This is a genomic window from Chitinophaga niabensis, from assembly GCF_039545795.1.
In the GTDB taxonomy this organism is placed as follows: Bacteria; Bacteroidota; Bacteroidia; order Chitinophagales; family Chitinophagaceae; genus Chitinophaga; species Chitinophaga niabensis_B.
Map to the genome: position 1 here is coordinate 4,001,346 of NZ_CP154260.1, position 20,579 is coordinate 4,021,924.

Annotated in this window: 20 protein-coding genes; 10 read left to right on the forward strand and 10 right to left on the reverse strand. The window is 45.5% G+C overall.

The features are described 5' to 3' along the window. Positions 1 to 26 precede the first annotated feature (26 nt). Positions 27 to 251 carry a CDGSH iron-sulfur domain-containing protein gene (locus AAHN97_RS15715; protein ID WP_074237413.1) on the forward strand — a complete coding sequence of 75 codons (225 nt, stop codon included), beginning with the start codon at positions 27 to 29 and terminating at the stop codon, positions 249 to 251. 36 nt (positions 252 to 287) lie between these two features. On the opposite strand, the gene AAHN97_RS15720 is transcribed toward AAHN97_RS15715, so the two are convergent. Beyond that, positions 288 to 821, reverse strand: a complete 534-nt coding sequence (locus AAHN97_RS15720) for a DUF1415 domain-containing protein (protein ID WP_343303001.1) — start codon at positions 819 to 821, stop codon at positions 288 to 290. A 14-nt stretch (positions 822 to 835) separates the two neighbouring features. Continuing rightward, positions 836 to 1,195: a nuclear transport factor 2 family protein gene (locus AAHN97_RS15725; protein WP_343303002.1), complete on the reverse strand. Its 360-nt coding sequence runs from the start codon at positions 1,193 to 1,195 to the stop codon at positions 836 to 838. Between the two features lie 87 nt (positions 1,196 to 1,282). Between AAHN97_RS15725 and AAHN97_RS15730 the strand changes: the two genes are divergently transcribed. Then, the gene (locus AAHN97_RS15730; RefSeq protein ID WP_343303003.1) at positions 1,283 to 1,702 is read left to right on the forward strand and encodes a hypothetical protein; all 420 of its coding nucleotides are present in this window, start codon (positions 1,283 to 1,285) and stop codon (positions 1,700 to 1,702) included. Positions 1,703 to 1,757: 55 nt separating this feature from the next. Here AAHN97_RS15730 and AAHN97_RS15735 read toward each other — a convergent pair whose 3' ends face one another. The 3 genes from AAHN97_RS15735 to AAHN97_RS15745 are packed head-to-tail and all read right to left on the reverse strand — an operon-like array spanning position 1,758 to position 5,481. After that, positions 1,758 to 3,095, reverse strand: coding sequence for a DEAD/DEAH box helicase (locus tag AAHN97_RS15735; protein ID WP_343303004.1), 1,338 nt, complete (start codon positions 3,093 to 3,095; stop codon positions 1,758 to 1,760). A 58-nt stretch (positions 3,096 to 3,153) separates the two neighbouring features. Continuing rightward, positions 3,154 to 3,993 (reverse strand): tetratricopeptide repeat protein, encoded by an 840-nt coding sequence (locus AAHN97_RS15740; protein WP_343303005.1) that lies wholly within the window; start codon positions 3,991 to 3,993, stop codon positions 3,154 to 3,156. Positions 3,994 to 4,020: 27 nt separating this feature from the next. Further along, positions 4,021 to 5,481, reverse strand: coding sequence for a PLP-dependent aminotransferase family protein (locus AAHN97_RS15745; RefSeq protein WP_343303006.1), 1,461 nt, complete (start codon positions 5,479 to 5,481; stop codon positions 4,021 to 4,023). Positions 5,482 to 5,549: 68 nt separating this feature from the next. Here AAHN97_RS15745 and AAHN97_RS15750 point away from each other — a divergent pair, with 68 nt between their 5' ends. Then, the gene (locus AAHN97_RS15750) at positions 5,550 to 6,434 is read left to right on the forward strand and encodes an ATP-grasp domain-containing protein (RefSeq protein ID WP_343303007.1); all 885 of its coding nucleotides are present in this window, start codon (positions 5,550 to 5,552) and stop codon (positions 6,432 to 6,434) included. Continuing rightward, the gene (locus AAHN97_RS15755; RefSeq protein WP_343303008.1) at positions 6,421 to 7,056 is read left to right on the forward strand and encodes a LysE family translocator; all 636 of its coding nucleotides are present in this window, start codon (positions 6,421 to 6,423) and stop codon (positions 7,054 to 7,056) included. The genes AAHN97_RS15750 and AAHN97_RS15755 overlap by 14 nt, the downstream gene beginning before the upstream one ends. On the opposite strand, the gene AAHN97_RS15760 is transcribed toward AAHN97_RS15755, so the two are convergent. The 3 genes from AAHN97_RS15760 to AAHN97_RS15770 all read right to left on the reverse strand — a co-directional run bounded on the left by AAHN97_RS15760 (position 7,012) and on the right by AAHN97_RS15770 (position 12,599). Then, positions 7,012 to 8,070 (reverse strand): phytase, encoded by a 1,059-nt coding sequence (locus AAHN97_RS15760; protein WP_343303009.1) that lies wholly within the window; start codon positions 8,068 to 8,070, stop codon positions 7,012 to 7,014. The two genes, AAHN97_RS15755 and AAHN97_RS15760, sit on opposite strands and share 45 nt — an antisense overlap. Before the next feature lie 10 nt (positions 8,071 to 8,080). After that, complete coding sequence (locus AAHN97_RS15765; RefSeq protein ID WP_343303010.1) at positions 8,081 to 10,873, reverse strand: TonB-dependent receptor; 2,793 nt, start codon at positions 10,871 to 10,873, stop codon at positions 8,081 to 8,083. A gap of 184 nt (positions 10,874 to 11,057) precedes the next feature. Further along, the gene (locus AAHN97_RS15770; RefSeq protein ID WP_343303011.1) at positions 11,058 to 12,599 is read right to left on the reverse strand and encodes a tetratricopeptide repeat protein; all 1,542 of its coding nucleotides are present in this window, start codon (positions 12,597 to 12,599) and stop codon (positions 11,058 to 11,060) included. Positions 12,600 to 12,782: 183 nt separating this feature from the next. Between AAHN97_RS15770 and AAHN97_RS15775 the strand changes: the two genes are divergently transcribed. The 3 genes from AAHN97_RS15775 (at position 12,783) to AAHN97_RS15785 (ending at position 15,615) form a co-directional block, all read left to right on the forward strand. Next, positions 12,783 to 14,018 (forward strand): sensor histidine kinase, encoded by a 1,236-nt coding sequence (locus AAHN97_RS15775; protein ID WP_343303012.1) that lies wholly within the window; start codon positions 12,783 to 12,785, stop codon positions 14,016 to 14,018. Between the two features lie 116 nt (positions 14,019 to 14,134). Continuing rightward, positions 14,135 to 14,914, forward strand: a complete 780-nt coding sequence (locus tag AAHN97_RS15780; RefSeq protein WP_343303013.1) for a DUF5602 domain-containing protein — start codon at positions 14,135 to 14,137, stop codon at positions 14,912 to 14,914. A 14-nt stretch (positions 14,915 to 14,928) separates the two neighbouring features. Next, the gene (locus AAHN97_RS15785; protein ID WP_343303014.1) at positions 14,929 to 15,615 is read left to right on the forward strand and encodes a hemerythrin domain-containing protein; all 687 of its coding nucleotides are present in this window, start codon (positions 14,929 to 14,931) and stop codon (positions 15,613 to 15,615) included. A 309-nt stretch (positions 15,616 to 15,924) separates the two neighbouring features. Here AAHN97_RS15785 and AAHN97_RS15790 read toward each other — a convergent pair whose 3' ends face one another. Next, complete coding sequence (locus AAHN97_RS15790) at positions 15,925 to 17,118, reverse strand: copper amine oxidase (protein WP_343303015.1); 1,194 nt, start codon at positions 17,116 to 17,118, stop codon at positions 15,925 to 15,927. A 216-nt stretch (positions 17,119 to 17,334) separates the two neighbouring features. Here AAHN97_RS15790 and AAHN97_RS15795 point away from each other — a divergent pair, with 216 nt between their 5' ends. The 3 genes from AAHN97_RS15795 to AAHN97_RS15805 are packed head-to-tail and all read left to right on the forward strand — an operon-like array spanning position 17,335 to position 19,181. Further along, positions 17,335 to 17,868: a carboxymuconolactone decarboxylase family protein gene (locus AAHN97_RS15795; protein ID WP_343303016.1), complete on the forward strand. Its 534-nt coding sequence runs from the start codon at positions 17,335 to 17,337 to the stop codon at positions 17,866 to 17,868. Between the two features lie 11 nt (positions 17,869 to 17,879). Continuing rightward, positions 17,880 to 18,281, forward strand: coding sequence for a nuclear transport factor 2 family protein (locus AAHN97_RS15800; RefSeq protein WP_343303017.1), 402 nt, complete (start codon positions 17,880 to 17,882; stop codon positions 18,279 to 18,281). A 12-nt stretch (positions 18,282 to 18,293) separates the two neighbouring features. Further along, positions 18,294 to 19,181, forward strand: a complete 888-nt coding sequence (locus AAHN97_RS15805; protein ID WP_343303018.1) for a helix-turn-helix domain-containing protein — start codon at positions 18,294 to 18,296, stop codon at positions 19,179 to 19,181. Positions 19,182 to 19,487: 306 nt separating this feature from the next. Here the strand turns inward: AAHN97_RS15805 and AAHN97_RS15810 are convergent, their stop codons facing one another. Next, complete coding sequence (locus AAHN97_RS15810) at positions 19,488 to 20,576, reverse strand: glycoside hydrolase family 99-like domain-containing protein (RefSeq protein ID WP_343303020.1); 1,089 nt, start codon at positions 20,574 to 20,576, stop codon at positions 19,488 to 19,490. Positions 20,577 to 20,579: the final 3 nt, after the last annotated feature.

The following is a 20,579-nucleotide window of genomic DNA, read 5'->3' on the forward strand; positions in this document are numbered from 1 at the left end:
TTTGCCGGCTAACAATCAAATTTATAATGGCTACTACTAAAATCACTGTGAACAACAACGGCTCCCTGAAGGTTGAGGGAGATTTTGAGATTGTTGACAAAAACGGGAATGCGTACGACTTAGCAGGAAGGGATGTGGTGTCCATCTGCAGGTGCGGCCGCTCTCAAAACAAACCTTTCTGCGATGGTTCACACAAAGGTCATTTCGAACATGAAGCAATTGCCTTTGCTCTTCCACCGAAGAAAGTATAACAAAAAGGGCTGACCGTGATGGCCAGCCCTTTTTGTTTATAAGCAACTATCTCTTAGCATTTTCATATATACCCTGCCCTTTTCATGGGCAAATTTCACATTCCGTTCCGGAATACTTTGTGGCTCGGGAAAATTCAACAAAGCTGCTTCTATCTGCGCTTCCCTAAGGATATGCAGCATGGGGTAAACAGACCTGTTGGTATAATTAGCGGCATCCTCCGGCTCCGTGCCTGCGAACTGATATAAGGGATGAAAGCTGGCTACCTGGTAAACACCCTCGTACCCGTTTTGCTGTAGCGCTTTTTCCACGGCATCCACCAGGTTCAGGTAATCCAGGAAAACAGGGAATGCCTCCGGGAAAATAACCATGGTAGTGGCAATACTTTCATCATTATCCAGCCGTACACACTCTGCCAGGAAGGCCAGTCTTGCTGCCTTGATCCCCGTAGTTGTTACTACTTCATAATGAATGGTATCCTGCTTCAGTTCTTTTGCTGCAAATGGACAGAAATTACATCCTATCACTACTTTTTTAATCCAACACTTTGTCTGTGCAATTATTTCTACCATTTGATGTTTTGCGTTCAATAGAAGAACTGTTCTGCGATAATTTTACCATCCTTTACTGTGTATACGCACAGTTCATTCATTCTTGTACGGCCTTTTTCCTTCATGGTGAGGTCCATATCAAGTGTAAATGCAATTATATTCTCTGTGATCAGCGGTTCTGAAACAGCAATAGCATGTACTTCCTCCACCATTGAATTAAACAGTTCTGCTTTTGCAAAACATGCTTCCTTCCCTTTTGTTTCCTTCTCAAAACCGGGTGTGGGAAAGGGTTCAATACTCACGGTATCATCAGCATACAGTTCTTTCAATGCTGTTTCAAATTGCCCGTTACGGCAGTAGTTTGCGAGTTTTGCTGCTAATTCCTGGATAGTCATAATAGTAAGGTTTTATGTTCAACACAATTTAAAGAAACATCAGCAAGACGGCATTATTTATGTAAGAAATTAACAAATGCTTGTCTTATGAAAAACGCCGATTTTAAACAGTTCTTCAAGGACTATATCAAATGGGGTGATGAACATGATGCCCAAAAAGTAGCTGATGCTTATGCGGAACATTTCATCTTTGCAGACCCTAATGGTATTATGCCCATGGAGAACAACAACGAACTTGTTGCCAAATATGCGGACATAGAAGAACATTACAAAAAAGTGGGCCGTACTGCCACACATGTAATAGATGCGGATACCACCAAACTGGATGAACAATACTACCTCGTAAAAGTGAAATTCGGCATGACCTTTCAGAAGACCGGTGATGAGATGATCACTTTCGATATCACATACATCATGCGGGTAGTGGAAGGCACACCGAAGATTGTGCTGTACATATCACATGAGGATGAGATGAAGGTATTGAAGGAGAAAGGATTGCTTTCGTAATCCTGAGGAGGCAATTCTTTCTCAATTTTGGGGAGGCAATTTCTTCCCGCCTTTCCTATTTCCGCTTGGGTTTAGCTCCACGGGTTTTAGGCTTACCGTATTTCTTCATCATCTTTTCAGAATGGCGGACCTTTACATTCACCTTTTTGTTATGGGCTGCTTTCTCATGGAAGGCTGCACCCACATCTTCTTTTTTCCGTTGTTTTAAGACGATATTAGGCACAATGAAGCCCGGTTCCTCCTCCGGTGTCAGTTCAGTGGAGATCTCCAGGTTTTCGGGCAAAGGAACGATGGGGATCTGATAGTTCATCAGGGCTTCTATCTTATCCTGCACTTCCTTGTCTTTTTCCGTAATAAAGCTGATAGCGATCCCCTTCTTATCAAAACGCCCCGTTCTGCCGATGCGGTGAATATAACTTTCCGGCAACTCCGGCATATCGAAGTTGATCACATGTGTTACTTCTGAAATATCCAGCCCGCGGGCAATGATATCCGTGGCGATCAGCAAGCGGTAGTTGCCTGACTGGAATTGCTTAACAGTATTGAAACGATGGTTCTGCTCTTTATTGGAATGGATCACCCCTACTTTCTCCGGGAATTCCAGGGCCAGGGGTTCATACAGTTCATCCGCCAGCTTTTTGGTGGAGACAAAAACCAGCACCTTGGTCATTTCCTTTTCCTCGCTTAACAACAATCCCAACAGGTTCACTTTCGTGTAAAAGTTGGGGACCATATAAGCCTTCTGCGTAATATTCTCCAGCGGTGTTCCTACAGGAGCAGCTTCAATAGTAACGGGATTATTGAAGAAGGTTTCTATCAGTGACTCCACTTCCGGTGTGATGGTAGCGGAAAAAAGGAGGTTCTGGCGTTTGGCTGGCAGCAGGTCCAGGATATTTTTCAGCTGTGCCCGGAATCCCAGGTTCAGCATTTCATCCATTTCATCTATCACCAGTCTTTTGATAGCCTTAAGTTTCAGGGCGCCACTCATTACAATATCCACCAGCCTGCCGGGTGTGGCCACTACCACATCCAGTTTACCTTCTGCGATGGCCATCTGAGGGTTCATATTGGCGCCGCCATAGAAACCGGCCACTTCCACACTTTGATAAGTACTGAGCTTTTTAACGGATTCCACTACCTGTACAACCAGTTCTCTGGTAGGTACAACAATCAGGATCTGGGGGAACCTTTCTTTGGAGAAACTCCACATACGGAGGCAGGGCAACAGGTAGGCAAATGTTTTACCGGTACCGGTCTGGGCGATGCCACATACATCGCGGCCGCTCATGGTTACGGAAAAAACCCTGCTCTGAATGGTGGTAGGTGTCGTAAAATTAAGGTCCTTCAACGCCGCCAGTAAAGGCTTGTTAAGGTTCAGATCATCAAAAGTCATGCGGCAAAAGTAACGAATTTATAGGCAGGAGCGGTTTCCGGTTTTTTCAGAATAGCCGCTACTCTAATTCTTTCAGCCTGTCTGCTGCATAATCTGCACCTAGTTCTTTCGCTTTGGTCCAGTCTGCTCTGGCGCCTTCTTTATCTCCCAGATTAAGTTTCGTATTACCACGATTAAAATATACGGCTGCGTTATTGGCATCCAGTTCTATGGCTTTATTAAAATCGGCGATGGCCCCGGTATAGTCTTCTGTTTCACTTCTGTTAACAGCCCTGTTGATATAAGCTTCTTTGAAGGTGGGGGCCAGTTCTAATGCCTTATCATAATCCTCGCGGGCTTTGGCCGTCAGGAAAATGGCTTCTTTGGCAATGGCCCTGGAATACCAGGTATTGGCATTCTCCGGGAAGATCTTGATAGCCGAAGTGAAATTGATAATGGATGCGCCGTAATTGCGGTTGTTATAGGAACTGATGCCCAGGTCGAAATAATAGGCCAGCTGGCTTGGTTCCAGGTTGGGGAATTCTTTATTGTCAGCGCCGGCAAAGGTGCCGTAGCCATCCAGCCTGCAATCAAATTCAAAGCCTTTGAAGTACAGATCAATACCCCAGGCCAGCAGGTTATCCTGGTCTATGGGGAACAGTGGGGAGATGCCCGTAAAGCCCAGCAGGCCATCCTTCTCTCCTATCTCTCCTACTTTTGATCCATAAGTGGCGGTCAGGAAAGCGCTGAATTTCTCCAGTTTCTCCCTTTGATCAGATACGAAGAGGAAGTCAAATTCGCCCAAAGCATATTCCTGGAAGCCGCTTTTGATCAAACGGTCATATACTGCCGCTGCCCAAAGTACTTCTTCGTTGAATTGTTTGATGAATTGCTCCTGTGTAAAAAATCTTCCCTCCATATATTTTGAATTTGAGGTGCAAAATTACTAATTCCGATCCAATAGCTTCTTTAATAACAGTACTGCCTTTTCCATTTCCGGCAGTTCATAACCGGTAAATCCAAAAATGAAGCCATCTTTCTGAGTGAATTTTAAGGCGAATTCATTCACGGGAATAAGGATGATGCCTTCTGCCAAAGCTGCCGCCACCAGCCTTTTCACATTGCAGGGCCGCCTCATCCATGCTATAAAATGCATACCTGTTTCCGCAGGCGCTACCAGGAGGTATTTGCTGAGATGTTTTTCCAGCAGCACCACCAGCTCTTCCTGTTGTTTTTTGTACAGTGTACGCATCTTCCGCAGATGCCTTGCAAAATGCCCTTTCAGCATAAACTGGGTAACAATGGCCTGGTCTATTACAGGGCTTTGCCGGTCTATAGTGGATTTCACGATCTTGAACTGGTGTGCGATAGCGGCAGAAGGTAATACCATGTAACCCATTCTCAGCGCGGGAAAGAGCACTTTGCTGAAAGTACCGGTATAGATCACATTGCCGTGATCATCTAATCCTTTCAATGCAGGAACCGGACGTCCGTTATAGCGGAACTCGCTGTCATAATCATCTTCCACGATCCACATTTTATTTCGTGCTGCCCATTTCAGAAGTTTCAGGCGTTCGCTTAATGGCATGGTAGCCCCTAGAGGATATTGGTGAGAAGGCGTGAGATAAGCAAAACGCCCTTCCGGGTAGTGTTTCATGGCATATGCAATATCCAGTCCGTTTGCGGTAATGGGCACGGGGCATACTTTCCCACCCCATCTTGCCATAGCCGCCCTTGCTCCCATATATCCCGGATCTTCCATCCAGCACTGGTCTCCTTTCTTTATCAGGGCCTGTGCAGCCAGGTTCAGGGCCTGGCGGGAACCATTTACGATCAGGATCTGATCTGCTTCACAAATGATGGAACGGTGAATGCGCAGGTAATCCACCAACGCTTCCCGTAATGGTAAATGCCCCAGTGTTTCTCCATATCCCAGGTGCAGGGAATGCACATCACGATATGCTTCTGCGGCAAGGCCCGCCCATATTTTAAAAGGGAATTGCCGGATGGAGGGAACGGAATTCTGGAAAGGAATGACCGGTTCTACCGTACTGTCTTTTCGCAATACTTCATCGGGCAGTGCAGCATCCTGGTATTTCACCGGCATCGTTTTCCGTACGGAAGGTGTTATGGGGTTCAGTTTGGCGCATACATAAGTACCATCGCCTTTTTTTCCTGCCAGGTATCCTTCCAGGATCAGTTGTTCATAAGCCTGGAACACACTGTTGCGGGAGATATCCAGGTCAATGGCCAGGTGCCGGGTGGAGGGCATACGCTCTCCTTCTTTCAGACGGGCATTGAAAATGGCCTGTTTGATCTGTTCATACAGCTGAAGGTACATGGGTGCTGTATTTCCTTTCTCTATCTTGATAAAAGGCAGCGGTATCCTGGGAGTGGTCTTACTCATAATGGCACTATCAAAATTGTGTAAAATGGCTCTTTTTACAATGCCAATATACTGCTACTTTTGTTCACATGAAAATCGCATACGTTGTTTATACCACACAGGAAAAATATGTAACTCCGGGACTGGAGGATGAAGAAAGCGTGCTGCTCAACTTCCTCTTACAAAAAGGCATTAACCTGCATAAAGTGATCTGGAATGATCCTGCCGTGAACTGGCAGGAATACGACCGGGTATTATTAAAATCGCCCTGGGATTATCATGAGAACATTGGCGCGTTCTATACCTGGCTGGATAGTATTGAAGCAGCCGGCATTCCGCTGATCAACCCATACACCATCGTGAAATGGAATACGGATAAACATTACCTGCAGGATATCACTGCTGCCGGTTTACCAGTTATACCTTCCGCTATTATTAAAAAGGGAGCGCAGTTCAACCTGCGCTCCTGGTTTGAACACTTCTCCACTTCGCAACTGATCGTTAAACCCTGTATCAGTGCCGGTGCCAAAAATACTTTCACGATCCCTTTAGCTGAAGTGGATGATTATACAGCCCTCTTAACCCCTTTGGTGCAGGAAGAAGCCTTCCTGGTGCAACCTTACATTCCTGAGATTGCAACGGAAGGAGAATGGTCTTTTATTTTCCTGGATGGAAAGTTCAGTCATAGTGTAGTGAAGAAACCGAAGGCAGGTGATTTCAGGGTGCAGCAATATCATGGTGGCACCGTACATGTGGAAGAACCTGCTGCCAAACATATTGAAAGCGCTACGGCCTATGTGCAGCAGTTTGCGAAAGACTGTTTATATGCACGTGTGGATGGGGTGATCATCAAAGAAGAACTGAGCCTGATGGAACTGGAACTGATAGAACCGTTTCTTTTCCTGGGATCTCATCCCGAGGGATATGAGAATTACTACAAGGCATTAAAATCATATCAACATGATACCATTTGACCAACTATTGCTGTTCATACTGGCCGCCCTTGTGATGGTGATCACACCGGGACCTAATATGATCTACCTGATCTCGCGTTCTGCAACGCAGGGCAGGAAGGCCGGCCTGACCTCCCTGCTCGGCATTGCATGCGGATTATTGTCTCACATCTTATTGGTGTCTTTTGGACTCACAGCGGTGCTGATGACCATTCCTTATGCATACGCAGTACTCAAGACACTCGGTGTGCTCTATCTCTTGTACCTGGCATGGGAAGCCTGTAAGCCCGGAAGCAAGAGCGTTTTTGAAACACAGCATGAAATGAGGGCGGATAAGCCAGCGAAACTTTTTGCGATGGGCATCTTTACCAGTATGCTCAATCCTAAAGTAGCGGTATTTTACTTATCCCTCTTTCCTCAATTCATTCACCCTGCTAACGGCAATGTACTTTCACAAAGCCTGATCCTGGGTTTCACCCAGCTCAGCGTAAGCTTTACCGTTAACTTCATTATTGTGATGATATCGGCACAAGCTATGCAGTGGTTTGCATCCCATCCAAAATGGATCCGCGTACAGAAATGGTTTATGGCCAGTGTACTAGCGGGCCTGGCTGTAAGGATGGCTGTTGATAAAGGCAAGTAACGCTTCCCAGGAATAATAATGGAATACTTTACCATTGCTCATCGCTACAAACAACCCTTTTGGAAATTTATCTCCCAGCGGCACAGCAGTTATCTCAGAACCGTCACTTTCAATAGTGGATACCGGCACCTCGGATAACAGCTTGTGCTGATGGGGATTTCCAGCCTCTCCTTCTCTTCTGTACACCATAAAGGTGTTGTTCTGCTGATTGGACACCAGGATGTACCCGGTGCTATCTGATACGGGATAAATAGAAATACCTTCATGATCAGACACAAAACCCTCCGTACCAAAAAGTACCAGCTCCCCATCTGCCTTTGCATCCGGATCCGCTACATACTTCCTTACACCTACTGTTTCATCTGAATAGTAAATATAGCCCAGCTGATTATCCACCGCGATGGCCTCTATTTCTTTTTTACCACTGTACTTTCCGAACTTCCTTACCACAGCAGCCTGCACGGCTCCTTTACCATCATCACTGAGGCGGTATTGCCAGAGGTACTGGTCCACCGGACCGCTTTTGCGGCCTACAATAGCAAAGATGGCAGAGTCTTTCGGACGGGTATATAACGCAACACCCATAGGAGCCTGTTCTTTTTCCCCGGCAAATACAACGATGCCGCCATTATCGATGGGTGTTAATTCCGGCAGTTTGAAAATGCGGATGCTGTTAGTTTCTCTTTCAGTTAATACGGCGATATCTGTTGGCACGCCATTGATCTTAAGGCCATAGGCGATATCCACATTATTAGGGCGTTTAAGGCCTGTTACTTTATTTACGATCTTACCTTCCAGGTCAAAAGCATACAGACCGCCGTCTGTAGCTTTATCTGTGCCCAGGATCAGGCTTTTCAGTGTATCCTTATGATTGATCCAGATGGCAGGATCGTCTGTATCCGCCCCCACTTCCTGTGTGATCACTACTGGTTTGAGCGCGTTTTCTTTTACAGGCGCGTGCCGGCTTTTACATGCACAGAGTAATACTGCCGCTGCTATTATGATTCTTACCATTTACGAAAATTTACAGATCAAACTTAAAACCAAAGTTGTAACGCGGACGATAGTATTCCATTTGCATCGTCCTGTCAGATGCTCCCTGGTAATAACGCAGGGGCTGATTGGTCAGGTTGTTCGCTTCTGCAAATACGCGTAATTGTTTGGTTATTTTATAAGATGCATTGGCATCGAGGAAAAATTGTTTATCGTAGTATACATCATCAAATTCATTCCCACCCAGTTCATTCAGGTAAGCGGCTGCATAGTTGCCGGATAACCTGGCTGAGAAACGTTTGTTCTCATAAGAAAGGGAAGCATTGAACATATGAGGAGCAGTACCGGGTAAAGTTGCACCATCCCGTTTCTCACCATCTCCGTTATATACACCGTCTGCTTTTGATTTAGTGAAAGTATAGTTCAGATAGATGCCCAGGCCTTTGAACAATTGACGTTGCAGCGCTACTTCAAACCCATATACTTTTACGTTATCACCATTCCTTGCCTGTTTGTACGTCCAGCGTTCGCCGGTTGGTACAGGATTTTTTTCACCGGGGAAATCTGTGGCAAACTTCTCTGTTGAATATTGCTGATCGCTGTAGGTGTAAATGAAGTCGCTGATGTTTTTGTAGAACACACCGGCAGAAAGGATACCTACAGATTTGAAATAGTATTCGGACATAAAGTCGAAGTTCCAGGCATAGGCTGCTTTCAGGTTAGGATTACCGGCGCTCAATTCTTCATCTTCCACAATGCTGCTGATGTAAGGAGCGATATCGTAGTAATTGGGGCGGGCAATGGAAGTGGTAGCAGCTAAGCGCAGCACCAGTTCATTGGTTGCGTTGTATTTGAATGTAAGGCCCGGTAATACGTTCAGGTAACTGTTCTTTACACTACGCTGACCGGCGAGGTCTTCTTCTTCCTCTACAATATTTCCTTTATAATCAATGCTGGTATTTTCAAGACGTACACCGGCAATGAGGGAGAGTTTGGAAGTAAGGTCCTGGTCCCAGCGAACATAACCTGCTGTGATGGTTTCCTTAGCACTGAAATTCTCTGCGAGGTATTCTGAAGGATCTGCTTCCTTATCAAACAGCGTTGAATTGTTTAACTGCAGACCGCCCAGGTAAGTGTTCACTATAAAAGAACCTGGCACATACTTAGCGCCTGGCGCAAAACCTTTACCATCAAAGGAGATAGTGGGCATAGCAGAGAGATCACCAAAATCAGTGGCAGGTTCGTATTCGTAGAATACGTTATCACGTTTTTTGTCTTTCAGGCGCAATCTTGCTCCTATGCGCATGCGGCCTTTTTGTTGGGGCAGGATGCTTAACGGGAAACGGATGTTCAGTTTCAGGCCCAGTTCATTTTCACGGGTATAATCAGAGTTCTCTGTTACAGAATTAAACTCAAAATCTGAATTACCCACATTGCTGGTGGCCAGCGGGAATCGCATATCGGAAAGGTTGAGCGTTACAGGTACATCTTCTGCTTCATAAGAAATGTAACGTTCATTAGGTGTGTTCTCTACTGCGGAAGAATAGCTTGCCCCCCAGTCGAGGTCTACTTTACTGCCCAGCAAATGTTCTCCTCTCAATGAGTAGTTCTGTACTTTACGTTCTTCCAGCCTTCTGCTTTTGCCCTGGTTACTATTGATACCACCTTTTGTTTCGCGGGATAAAGAACCTAGATAACCGGTGAGCTGGTCGTTGGCGTCATATTCCGGTTCAATGTCCTCAATGCTCAGTGCGTAACGGTTCTCCCGGTCGTAATGCCAGTTGTACATAGCATTGGCATAGATCGTATTCCTGGCATTGAACTTATAATCCAGCGCAGCAGAGAGGCTTCTGCGAATGCGTTGTACATTGTACTGACGTAACTGGATCTCTTCTGTGTATATTTTATCCATGTCGTCTTTCGCCCATACTGCTTCCACGTTATCAGAACCGTAATCGTTGTTATTGTAGGATGCACTCAGTACGGCACCCAGTTTATTCCGGAAGAAACGGTTACCCAATACCAGCGAACCTGTGTACAATGGTTTATCGCGGATAGGATTCAAACCACCGGACAATGTAGCTGAAATACGCGGGCCGTTTGGTGCGGCACGGGTCACCAGGTTTACGGAACCGCCAATAGCGTCTGCATCCATATCAGGGGTGAGGGTTTTATTCACTTCAATGGTCTGCACCATATCGGAAGGGATCAGGTCCAATTGTACCCGGCGGTTATCTCCTTCCGCAGAAGGGATACGGTCTCCGTTAAGGGTTACAGAGTTCAGTTCAGGAGCCAATCCGCGGATGATGATATCGCGGGCCTCTCCCTGGTCGTTCTGCATGGTAACGCCGGGAATACGTTTGATGGCATCTCCCACATTCGCATCCGGGAAACGGCCGATCTGATCTGCAGATACAATGTTGGTAACATTGGGATTGTTCTTTTGCTGGTTCAGGGCTTTAGCCTGACCTCTTAAACGATCTCCCACGATGATCACTTCTTTTCCTTCAACACCTCCTGCATCCAGCTTAAAGTTCACCTCCGCATTCTTACCTGCGGCCACTGTTACTTCCTGCGAAGCTTTTTCGTAACCGATATAAGTGATCTCCAGGGTGTAAGTACCGGCAGGCACACTCAGGAATTCAAACCGGCCCTGCTGATTGGACACGGTGTAGTGATTACCGGGTTTCAGTTTCAAGGTAGCCCCGGGCAGGTTTAGATGCTGGTTCTTATCTATTACATGCCCGGTAACAAGACCGGTACCCTGTGCATAGGATGCTATGCTCAAACAGGAAAAGATAATTGCGGATAAAAGTTTTTTCATTCGGTAAGTCTTTTTTCGACTCCGCAAATATGCCCTCCGGCACAGGCTAATTCAAATTCTCACCGTGAACAAAAAGGAAACAGGCATTTCAGGAGCGTGAACAAAGCGGTAACAGCATAGCATTAAATCATTGATATTCAATAGCAACAGGCGTTACAAAATGCCTGTTAAGTTAACGTTACCACTATAGCGACTGTATAAAAACCGACAGGCTTTCCCCTTGCGGCAGGTTCAGTTTTTTACGGAGGCGGTAGCGCACTACCCTTAAACTATCCATAGAGATCCCCAGCAGGGTGGCAATGTCTCCGGAAGCCAGGTTCATTTTTAATAATGCCACGAGGCGGAGATCGTTGGCGGTGAGATTTTCGCAGTATTCCCGGAGTTTGTCGAAGAAAGATTGGTGCACTTGTTCAAAAATCCCCCTGAATTCATCCCAATGCTGATCATGATTAAAGTTCTGGTTGATCTGTGATTGTAATTGTTTTAATTGTTTCTTCTGATCACGGCGGTCTTCTTTCACCATATCATCCAGCTTCTGATGGAGTTCTTCCAGCAGCTGGTTCTTCTGTATAATATGGAGGGTATGGGTACTGAGTTCTTTTGAGCGGAGTTCCAGTTCCTGCTTGAGGTTAAATTCCGCCAGGGCGGCATTATGAATCTTAAGCCGCTGGCGGCTGATGATGAGCATGGCCATGATCACCAGCAGAATCCCTACAATTACAATAGCCCCGATAATGTTACGGGTATTGCGGAGGCCGGCTATTTCGTTATTCTTCTTTTCTATATCGTACATGGTTTGCAGCAGAGCCACCTGGCGGCCGTTTTCCTGGGAATAGATCTGCAGGAGGTGATAGCGGCTGAGTTCCAGGTAATAATAGGCACTGTCGTTATTGCCCATCAGATTATAAGATTTAGCGATATCGCGGTAGGCGCTGCAGATCTGGTATTGTTCATTTGCACGCAGGGCCAGTGCCAGGGCATTCCGGGTTTGGTCCAAACCTTCCAGGTAGTGGCCGGTTTTGCGGAACACATCTCCCAGGTTGTTATAGATCTCCAGGCAGGCAATGGAATCTCCGTTCTGCTGGTTGAGGGCAAGGGCCTGACGAAAATACCGAGTGGCGGAATCGTATCGCTCCTGGTCCTCATGAATGCTTCCCAGATTCTCATAGATCTTGGCCATACCGGTGTGGTTATCAATCTGGTGATATTGATCCAGGGCCAGCCGCTGGTAGTAGAAAGCACTGTCGTACAGCTGCTGTTTTTCATACAGGTGGCCGATCTTGCCATAGGTAAAAGCAATCCCGTTCTTCTGCTGCGCTTTATTATAGATATTAAATGCCTCGTTGTACTGTTCCCGGGCCAGGGAGGGTTGGCGGTTGTAATAATATAAGGTACCGATATCATTGAGGTTTTCTGCGAGTTGCATTTCCTTACCCTGCTGCTTGAAAAGTTTACCGGCCTGTAAATGATAATCCAGGGCCTGGGGATAATGGCCGAGGTGATAACAGAATTGTCCCATTTGGCGGAGGTGCAGGGCTGCGGCCGTCATGTCCCCTTTTTCCACTGCCTTGCCATATGCATCTTTCAGTGCCAGGAAGGAAGAGTCGGCAGATGGCCTGGCCTGTCCGGACTGGTGGATGATGAAAGTCTTCTCTTCCTGTGCCAGCAAGCGGAGCGTAACCGGGAACAGCAACAGACCCGTTAAAACAATTCGTAATAAGAACATATTCAAACAATAAAGAAGCAAAGAAAAGGTTCTAATGTTATGTTATTATTAAGGAGGGCGTTGGGAAATCATTTATTTTGATCATTATCTTTGCTGCCTATGTCTGAACATCCCTTTAACCGTGTCCAGAAGACTATAACCAACAATTTTTCACGAATCCTAAACATCGGTATACATCCCGGCATGCCGTTTATTGAGGCAAGACGGACCAGGTTGCTCAATCTCCTGGCTGTACCCTGGATACCCATGATGCTTATATTTGCTCTGGTGAATATGCTCCAGGGCAGGTATCCTCTCAGCGTCATCAATGTGCTGAATGCAGCAGGCAGCCTCGCTGTGCTCTTTCTTCACAAGCGGCAATTGTATTTAAGTGCCCGCCTTTTACTCATTATATACAGCATTATCCTTTATACACTTTCCGGATTTTTTTATCATAATGGTACAGAGTACTTTCTCATGAACATCCTGATCATTACCATCCTGGTATATGACAATAAATGGATTGTGATCAGTCTTTCCATACTGATCATAGCCTGCATGATCATTGTTTTGTTCCCTCCTTATAAATGGGAACCGGATCTGCCGGTACCGGACAGGCGCTTATGGGGTAATGTGGTTTGTGCTCTCACTTTCATCATCTTAGCCCTTACCTATTATAAACAGGTGCATGCGGATTATCAGCAGGAAAAGGAAAATCAACGGCAGGCGCTGGCAGCCATGAACCGGGATAAAGAGAAGCTGTTCTCCATCATCGCACATGATATCCGCGGGCCGTTAGCCACGCTGGAATTACTACTGGATATGTTCCAGAAAGGAGAATACGGAGAAACAGATATGCGCGAAGCAGCCATAGAACTACATAAAAAAGTAGGACAACTCGGCGGCACACTGGATAACCTTTTGCGATGGAGTGCAGGGCAGATGAAAGGCATCCGTGCACAACCAGAGAACTTCAGCCTTGCCCCCCTCACAGCGGAAGTATTACAATTCTTTGAATCGGGTATTGAAGAGAAAAGATTATCGATCGATATCAAACTGGCGGACTCTATTGCCGTGTATGCAGATAAAGACCAGGTGGCCGTGATCCTGCGGAACCTTATCAGCAATGCTATTAAATTCAGCCATCCCGGCGGAACCATCTACTTCAGCGTAAGCTCTGCCGGTGGCATGATACACATCCACGTAACGGATGAAGGCGTTGGTATTCCTTCAGAAAAAATGAACCAGCTGTTTTCCTTTCAGGCCAGGCCAGGTGTAGGCACCGGCGGAGAAAGAGGCAGCGGGCTTGGGCTGATGCTCTGCCATGAATTTGCGATACAGAATGGGGGACATTTACAGGTGAAGAGTATGAATGGCAGTGGTACCACTTTTATCGTGCAATTACCGGAAGGGAGGATTAAAGGTTTTAGCTTGTCATAATGTAGTTTCAAGCATAAAAAATAACAGTTAACCCATACATCGCTTTCCTCCCGGCGATATTATTTGAAGCTTTGTGGTGTAATAAAAATAAAAACTATTCACCCCAAAATTCAATTATGAAAAGAATCGTAATTAGCACGCTTTCTGTTGCCATGCTAATGTTTGTTGCCTGTAAAAAGGACCCCGAACAATCCAAAGACCTCTTTAACGGACCGGAAGTAAATATGGGAAATGGTAAAGCATGGGCCTGGGTAAAACTGGACGCACAGCAGAAACCACAAGCGATGGGTATTTCCTTCACGCCTTCTGCGTTGGTGAATCTTCCCCAGGGTGGAGAAGGCCATGCACATGAAAGTGCATTTACCCTGAAACTGCCTTCTCAAAAAAGTCTCACGCCTTTTGACCATGTTGTTGTGAACTGGAATCCTAATGGTCACGAGCCACTGAATGTATATGGTGCGGCGCATTTTGATTTTCACTATTACATGGAATCTGAAGCTTATGTAGATGCGATCCCCACTTATGCACAAGCCCCTGCGGATTTCGACAATGCCCCGGCTCCTGATTATTTCCACCCGGATTACTTTGGCCCTCCAGGCGGTGAGCCCAAAATGGGAAGACATTGGGTGGATGTTACCTCTCCTGAGCTGAATCCTCAAAACCCGGCGCCATTTACCGAAACCTTTATTGTTGGGAGTTTCAAAGGCAAGGTATTGTTCTATGAGCCGATGATCACCAAAACGTTCGTGGAAACACAGAACAATTTTGAGAAGGCGATCAAGATGCCGGCTAAGTTCCAAAAGGAAGGTTATTACCCTACCAAATACAGGATCATCAAAACCGGTAAAACCATTGATGTTATCCTGGAAGGATTTGTATTCCGTCAGAAATCATAAAATAAGAACGTATCATGCAACAATCCCGTTATAACATTTTCAATCAGATCCACAAAGGCCTCAGGGCAATGCTGTATGATACTGCGCTCCGTATCCAGCAAACGGATTTTTCACAGGAAGAGCAGGCGGTTCCTACGATCCGGCAGCTGGAGAAAGTATTGAGCTTCTTTGACAAACATGCAGATCATGAGGATGAATATATCCTGCCGGCTATCCGTAAACATGCGCGGTTACTGGTAGAAGAATTGGAAAGTGAGCATGCAGCAGATCGTTCCCTTTCCCTTAGCCTGGGCAAACATATCAGGGATTGGCTGATAGCGCAACATGCAGATGCAAAAAGAAAAGCAGGATTACATATGCTGTACGACTTCAATTCCTTCATTGCGTTCAATCTCTATCATATGAACAAGGAAGAGTTGTTGTTCAACCAGGTGTTGTGGGAACATTATACGGATGAAGAGATCTTCCTGATAGATCATGCGCTGGTTGCTTCAGTACCGCCGGATGCCCTGATGGCTGTGAGCCGCTGGATCATACGTGGGATCAATAATGAAGAGGTTATCAGATGGTTGAATGGTGTGAAGAATAATGCGCCAGCTGAAGCGTTTGGTGTTTTTATGACGCTTGCGGAGGAGGAGTTGTCTCCGGAGCGATTGAAAGATATACAGGCTTCGTTAACGGAAGGTATTTTGCTTGCTTAGATTTTGTTTTAATTAACCCCAAAGGAAAAAGCCCATCCCTGCACGTCCGGGATGGGTTGCTTTTTTGCTATGTGGAAGGGATTGTTTTTTTGTAGTGCATCCTTTTGAAGGCAGAGGGTACATCCCACGGTAGTGGAGGATTTTTTTATTTATTTGAGGTAGTTGTTTTATCTCAAAGAGGTAGATCTTATTTCAAAAGAGAAAACCTTACTTCAAAGAGAAAGATCTTATTTCAAAAAAAGATCCTTCCCTTTCAAAAAAAGAAACCCGCCACACTACGTGGGGCGGGCTCTTTAGTTTATAAGACCACTATTTCAAGTCAACAGGAATGAAGATCAACGGCGTTGGTAAACAAGAAGCACCGGGAGGTGAATACGTTAAACGGATCGTTTGTTCTTCACCATTAGCTGCCGGTTTGAATACCTGGATAAGAATGGCTTCAGGAGCTGCTTTGGTTACCAGGCGATCGCTGGGGAGCTGAATGATGCCTTCTTTGAATTTACCTTCACTCACTACCATCGTATTGGCCATTCCGCCACACCATTGGTTATTGCCACTGCGGGAATTCCAGGTTACCAGTGCAAGACCCTTGCCGTCTGTGCTCTTCCACTTCATTTCAATATTATAGATCACACCATAATTGCCTGCTAAAGTAGCAACACCCGGCGTGTTCTTTTCTTTTCCTGATACCCAGGGATCATTATCTCCATCCGCTACGATGATCTCTTTCACACCTTCTTTTGTATCGTACACGCTATCCGTGATAATGCGGTAATTGCTTACGCCAAATACCCCACGGCCTGCGCCACTATGGCCTTTTGGCGGAAGGATAGTTTTAATACGGCTCAGGGCTTTGGGACCTGAGGTATTAAGGTCTGTCTGGATGATGCTGATCTCTCCGGGTTGATCTATGGTGAATTCATAGAAACCATGTACCAGCTCATCATACTTCGCTATATATTTTTCCAGCTTTTCATCGATGGCGATGGACTGGCCGGGCTTTACAGTGCGGATCAGGTTCTGGGGAGCGGAAGCAAAATAATCTGCCAGGCCCTGTTTGCCGATCTGGTAATAATTGGTGCTGGGCTTCTGGGAAGAGTATTTCAGCATGCGGATGTGCATGTCTGCCGTACCGTTATTTTTAATAACGGCCGTGATCCGGCGATCTATTTTGGCCGGCTCTTTTACACCATTCACATTATAAACATATAATCTCACCGCCCCCGGCTGTACAGGTTCCTGTAATGCAATGGCCTCCGGTACCCGGATGTACTCAGGATCATCTGAGATCACATGCTGCGGCCCCGGCAGCACCACTTTCCGGTAGCCGATGTTCTGGATCTTCTCCGTCAGGAAATCCGGTAATGCTACAATACTTCCCTGAGGGGTCTTCAAAACAGCCTGTTGTAATTCGGGCTTCAATTCCTGCTGTGCCTGCGCCTGTAGGCCTAATGCAGCTATTGTACAAGTAAACAATAACGGCTTCCAGTTTGGTTGCTTCATATATTCTATAAGTTTGGCTTATCTCAAATATTTATAATAATGATCAAACTTAATAAAAGTTTTTATTAACTGCACTATGTTTTTAAAATAAATATTAAACATGACAATTCCCCGGACATCAAATAACCGGGAAAAATCGTCCATCCCCTGGCGTCATTTCTCCATTTTCCTGCAGTTCTTTTCGGGGCAACTTTGTGCTATCAAAAACAACAAACAATGACAACTTTTAAAGTTCCTGTTAGAGAAGAAGTATCCGCAAGCAGTCAGCAAAGCTTTGATACACTTAAAAAAGCATTGGGTATGGTGCCTAATCTGTATGCCACCCTGGCCTATTCTGAAAATGCACTAAGCAGATTCCTCGCTTTTCAGAATGCTCCTACCTCTCTTTCCAACAAAGAAAAAGAAGCAGTGAACCTTGTGGTGAGCCAGGTGAATAGTTGCAAATATTGCCTCAGCGCCCATACCATGCTGGGTAAGTTGAATGGTTTTTCGGAAGAAGAAATACTCCTGCTCCGCAAAGGCCAAAGCACGATCCCGAAAACACATGCCCTGGTACAACTGGCAAAGGACCTTACGGAAAATAAAGGCCATGCCGCAGCTGCTAACCTGGAGGCATTCTTTGAAGCGGGTTACAACAAAGGAAACCTAGTAGACCTGCTCCTTTTGATCGCTGATAAAACAGCCCTCAACTACCTGCATAATCTTACAGAAGTGCCTGTCGACTTCCCTCCTGTCCCTGAATTAAACTAAAAACAGCAAATATGATCAAACCTCCTTTCACTTACGAAACTGCCCTGCAGAAGGTGCAATTGGCAGAAGATGCCTGGAACAGTAAAGATCCTGAAAAGGTATGCCTTGCCTACTCTTTAGACACAGAATGGCGCAACAGAACAGAATTTATCAACGGACGGGAACAGGTAAAAGCTTTCCTGCAAAAGAAATGGGAAAAGGAACTGGATTACCGCCTGAAGAAAGAACTCTGGGGATTCCGGGAAAACAGGATGGCCGTTCGTTTTGAGTATGAATGGCATGATAAAGCCGGACAATGGTTCCGCAGTTACGGCAATGAGTTATGGGAATTTGATGAAGAAGGGTTAATGCGCAAACGTTTTGCCAGTATCAATGATCTTGCGATCTCTGCGGAGGAACGAAAGTTTAAATAACGTAATATTGCCATGATGCCCGCACATACTTATACACTGATCAATCAGTTATCGAAGCACCTGGCTTTTAAAGTGGTCAGGCTGGAAGACAGTCCTCATTTACAGGAACTGCAAAGAATGAGCTATTACAGTATGATCCTGATCACGGAAGGGGAAGCGAAGTTACATGCAGAATTGTCCAGTTATGATGTGAGGGAAAATGCGTTGATCTGCCTGGCGCTTTATCAGCCCTTTCAGTTGGAAATGAAGGATTGTAAAGGATTCCTTGTTCATTTTCACCCCGACTTTTTCTGTATCTACAAACATCACAATGAAGTGGCCTGTAATGGCATATTGTTCAACAATATCTACCAGCCGCCTTTCCATCACCTGGAGCCGGCTGAAACGGCGAAACTACTCCTGATCATTGATCAGATGCGGGAGGAATTGAAAGAAGAAGCATTGGCGCAGCATGAATTGCTTTCCTCCTATCTGAAGATCTTCCTGATCACGGCTTCCCGTTCAAGGCTTCAGTTTACAGGTGATGCACGGGAGCAGGCGGACCTGCCTGAAGGACCATTTGTATTACAGAAGTTAAAGGATGCAATAGAAGCGAATTTTAAGGAGAAACATTCTGCGAGTGATTATGCGGGTTTATTGAATATCTCTGCCAAAGCACTGGCTAAGATCACTAAAACGCATTTCAACAAAACATTGACGAGTATGATCTCTGAAAGGATCATTAGTGAGGCGAAGCGGGAGTTGTACCTCACCTCCAAACCAGTGAAGGCGATTGCTTTTGAACTGGGGTTTGATGATGAATATTATTTCTCGAGGTTTTTTAAGAACAATGTGAATGTGTCTCCGCAGATCTATAGGAGCCAGGTGGGTTTTGCAAGAGCGGAGGGAGGATTGAATTAGTTCTTTTTTCAGGCGGAAACCTTGCCGCGCAGCAGAGGGCGGAGTTTTTTTTTCTTTTGAGGAGATGGTTGTTTTTTGGAGTTGCGAGGGATTTTTTCTTTTTGGGGGAATGGCTGTTTTGGGGATTGCGAGGGATTTTTTCTTTTTGGGGAATGACTGTTTTGGGATTTGCGAATGGTTTTTTCTTTTTGGAGGAATGACTGTTTTGGGGATTGCGAATGGTTTTTTAGGGCTTCGAGAAGGTTTTTATTTAGAAAAAATACTTGTAAACTAAAAAGGCTGACCAAATGGTCAGCCTTTTTAGTGCTATTTCTTAAACTGCGTTCTCACAATATCAAGGTATAACTCACCATAACTTTTAGCCGGTTCAATCTGCAGATCTTCATCCCATTTATTGAAGGAATCTATCAGGATCAGCTTGTTGGCAGTACTGGCATTCATTTTGGCTACGTTACACATCTTTTTGAACATTGCTCCATTATCCTTCCTTTCCACGTTAGGGTTGAGACTCGTAGGGGCAGTGATCAGCCAGTTATAAGCAGGGAACACATTCGCCACATATTCCACATTCCAGTTATCCTTGTAATACTTTTTAGAATACTTCCAGTTCTCATTGATCATCTGCGGCAACAGGTAGAACCTGTCAAACCCATCAGGACGGAAGTTTTGGTGATAGATGGCATCTACACATTCCTTGTAACGGAAAAAGTAACGGGCCGGGGGTGTCCATCTGTCCTGCATGCCTACAATGTATACATCAAAACCTTTGGCTTTTATGCGTGCACGGAGGGCGGTATAGATGGATTTGTTATTATCAGAAAATAAGTTCTGGGCATTGGTGATGTAGAGCAGTTTCTTGCCATCTACTTCCATGTACTGAGGACTACTGAAGAGGTAAGTTAACCTTTCAAAGTCCTGCATGAACTGTTCCAGTTTCAGGGCATCCTTTTCCAGCGGGGCGGTGGCGCTTATTCCATATGTTCCGTTATTGAGATTATAGGTAACGGCAAACTTTACATTGGAGGCAGCTGAATTATCCAGGTAGGATTTAATGATGGTAGAATCTCTTCTGAATGCGCCATTATCCCTGAGTGCGGAACGGGCAGAGAACAGAAAATAATCGATCCCTGCTTTGGTGGCATATTCCAGGTGTTTGGTCATAATAGCCGGTTGTACTACGCCGTTGGGCATGGTATACTTCCCTACTACCGGCTCTTCTTTTATATTGGCATTGAAACTACCCAGTTCATAATAGAAGGCGCCTACCACGTAATTCTCCGTAACCGGCACTTCCGGGATCTCGTAATTCATAAAATGATCTTCCGCTTTAGGGCCATCATCCTTTGTACAGGCTGCCAGGGAGATCATTCCTGCGTATATCAATAGCTTCTTCATCAT

What these genes read in the sequence shown, in the direction of transcription:
- AAHN97_RS15715 (WP_074237413.1), top strand. Translation starts at nt 27, where the DNA reads ATGGCTACTACTAAAATCACTGTGAACAACAACGGCTCCCTGAAGGTT.
- AAHN97_RS15720 (WP_343303001.1), bottom strand. Translation starts at nt 821, where the DNA reads ATGGTAGAAATAATTGCACAGACAAAGTGTTGGATTAAAAAAGTAGTG.
- AAHN97_RS15725 (WP_343303002.1), bottom strand. Translation starts at nt 1,195, where the DNA reads ATGACTATCCAGGAATTAGCAGCAAAACTCGCAAACTACTGCCGTAAC.
- AAHN97_RS15730 (WP_343303003.1), top strand. Translation starts at nt 1,283, where the DNA reads ATGAAAAACGCCGATTTTAAACAGTTCTTCAAGGACTATATCAAATGG.
- AAHN97_RS15735 (WP_343303004.1), bottom strand. Translation starts at nt 3,095, where the DNA reads ATGACTTTTGATGATCTGAACCTTAACAAGCCTTTACTGGCGGCGTTG.
- AAHN97_RS15740 (WP_343303005.1), bottom strand. Translation starts at nt 3,993, where the DNA reads ATGGAGGGAAGATTTTTTACACAGGAGCAATTCATCAAACAATTCAAC.
- AAHN97_RS15745 (WP_343303006.1), bottom strand. Translation starts at nt 5,481, where the DNA reads ATGAGTAAGACCACTCCCAGGATACCGCTGCCTTTTATCAAGATAGAG.
- AAHN97_RS15750 (WP_343303007.1), top strand. Translation starts at nt 5,550, where the DNA reads ATGAAAATCGCATACGTTGTTTATACCACACAGGAAAAATATGTAACT.
- AAHN97_RS15755 (WP_343303008.1), top strand. Translation starts at nt 6,421, where the DNA reads ATGATACCATTTGACCAACTATTGCTGTTCATACTGGCCGCCCTTGTG.
- AAHN97_RS15760 (WP_343303009.1), bottom strand. Translation starts at nt 8,070, where the DNA reads ATGGTAAGAATCATAATAGCAGCGGCAGTATTACTCTGTGCATGTAAA.
- AAHN97_RS15765 (WP_343303010.1), bottom strand. Translation starts at nt 10,873, where the DNA reads ATGAAAAAACTTTTATCCGCAATTATCTTTTCCTGTTTGAGCATAGCA.
- AAHN97_RS15770 (WP_343303011.1), bottom strand. Translation starts at nt 12,599, where the DNA reads ATGTTCTTATTACGAATTGTTTTAACGGGTCTGTTGCTGTTCCCGGTT.
- AAHN97_RS15775 (WP_343303012.1), top strand. Translation starts at nt 12,783, where the DNA reads ATGCCGTTTATTGAGGCAAGACGGACCAGGTTGCTCAATCTCCTGGCT.
- AAHN97_RS15780 (WP_343303013.1), top strand. Translation starts at nt 14,135, where the DNA reads ATGAAAAGAATCGTAATTAGCACGCTTTCTGTTGCCATGCTAATGTTT.
- AAHN97_RS15785 (WP_343303014.1), top strand. Translation starts at nt 14,929, where the DNA reads ATGCAACAATCCCGTTATAACATTTTCAATCAGATCCACAAAGGCCTC.
- AAHN97_RS15790 (WP_343303015.1), bottom strand. Translation starts at nt 17,118, where the DNA reads ATGAAGCAACCAAACTGGAAGCCGTTATTGTTTACTTGTACAATAGCT.
- AAHN97_RS15795 (WP_343303016.1), top strand. Translation starts at nt 17,335, where the DNA reads ATGACAACTTTTAAAGTTCCTGTTAGAGAAGAAGTATCCGCAAGCAGT.
- AAHN97_RS15800 (WP_343303017.1), top strand. Translation starts at nt 17,880, where the DNA reads ATGATCAAACCTCCTTTCACTTACGAAACTGCCCTGCAGAAGGTGCAA.
- AAHN97_RS15805 (WP_343303018.1), top strand. Translation starts at nt 18,294, where the DNA reads ATGATGCCCGCACATACTTATACACTGATCAATCAGTTATCGAAGCAC.
- AAHN97_RS15810 (WP_343303020.1), bottom strand. Translation starts at nt 20,576, where the DNA reads ATGAAGAAGCTATTGATATACGCAGGAATGATCTCCCTGGCAGCCTGT.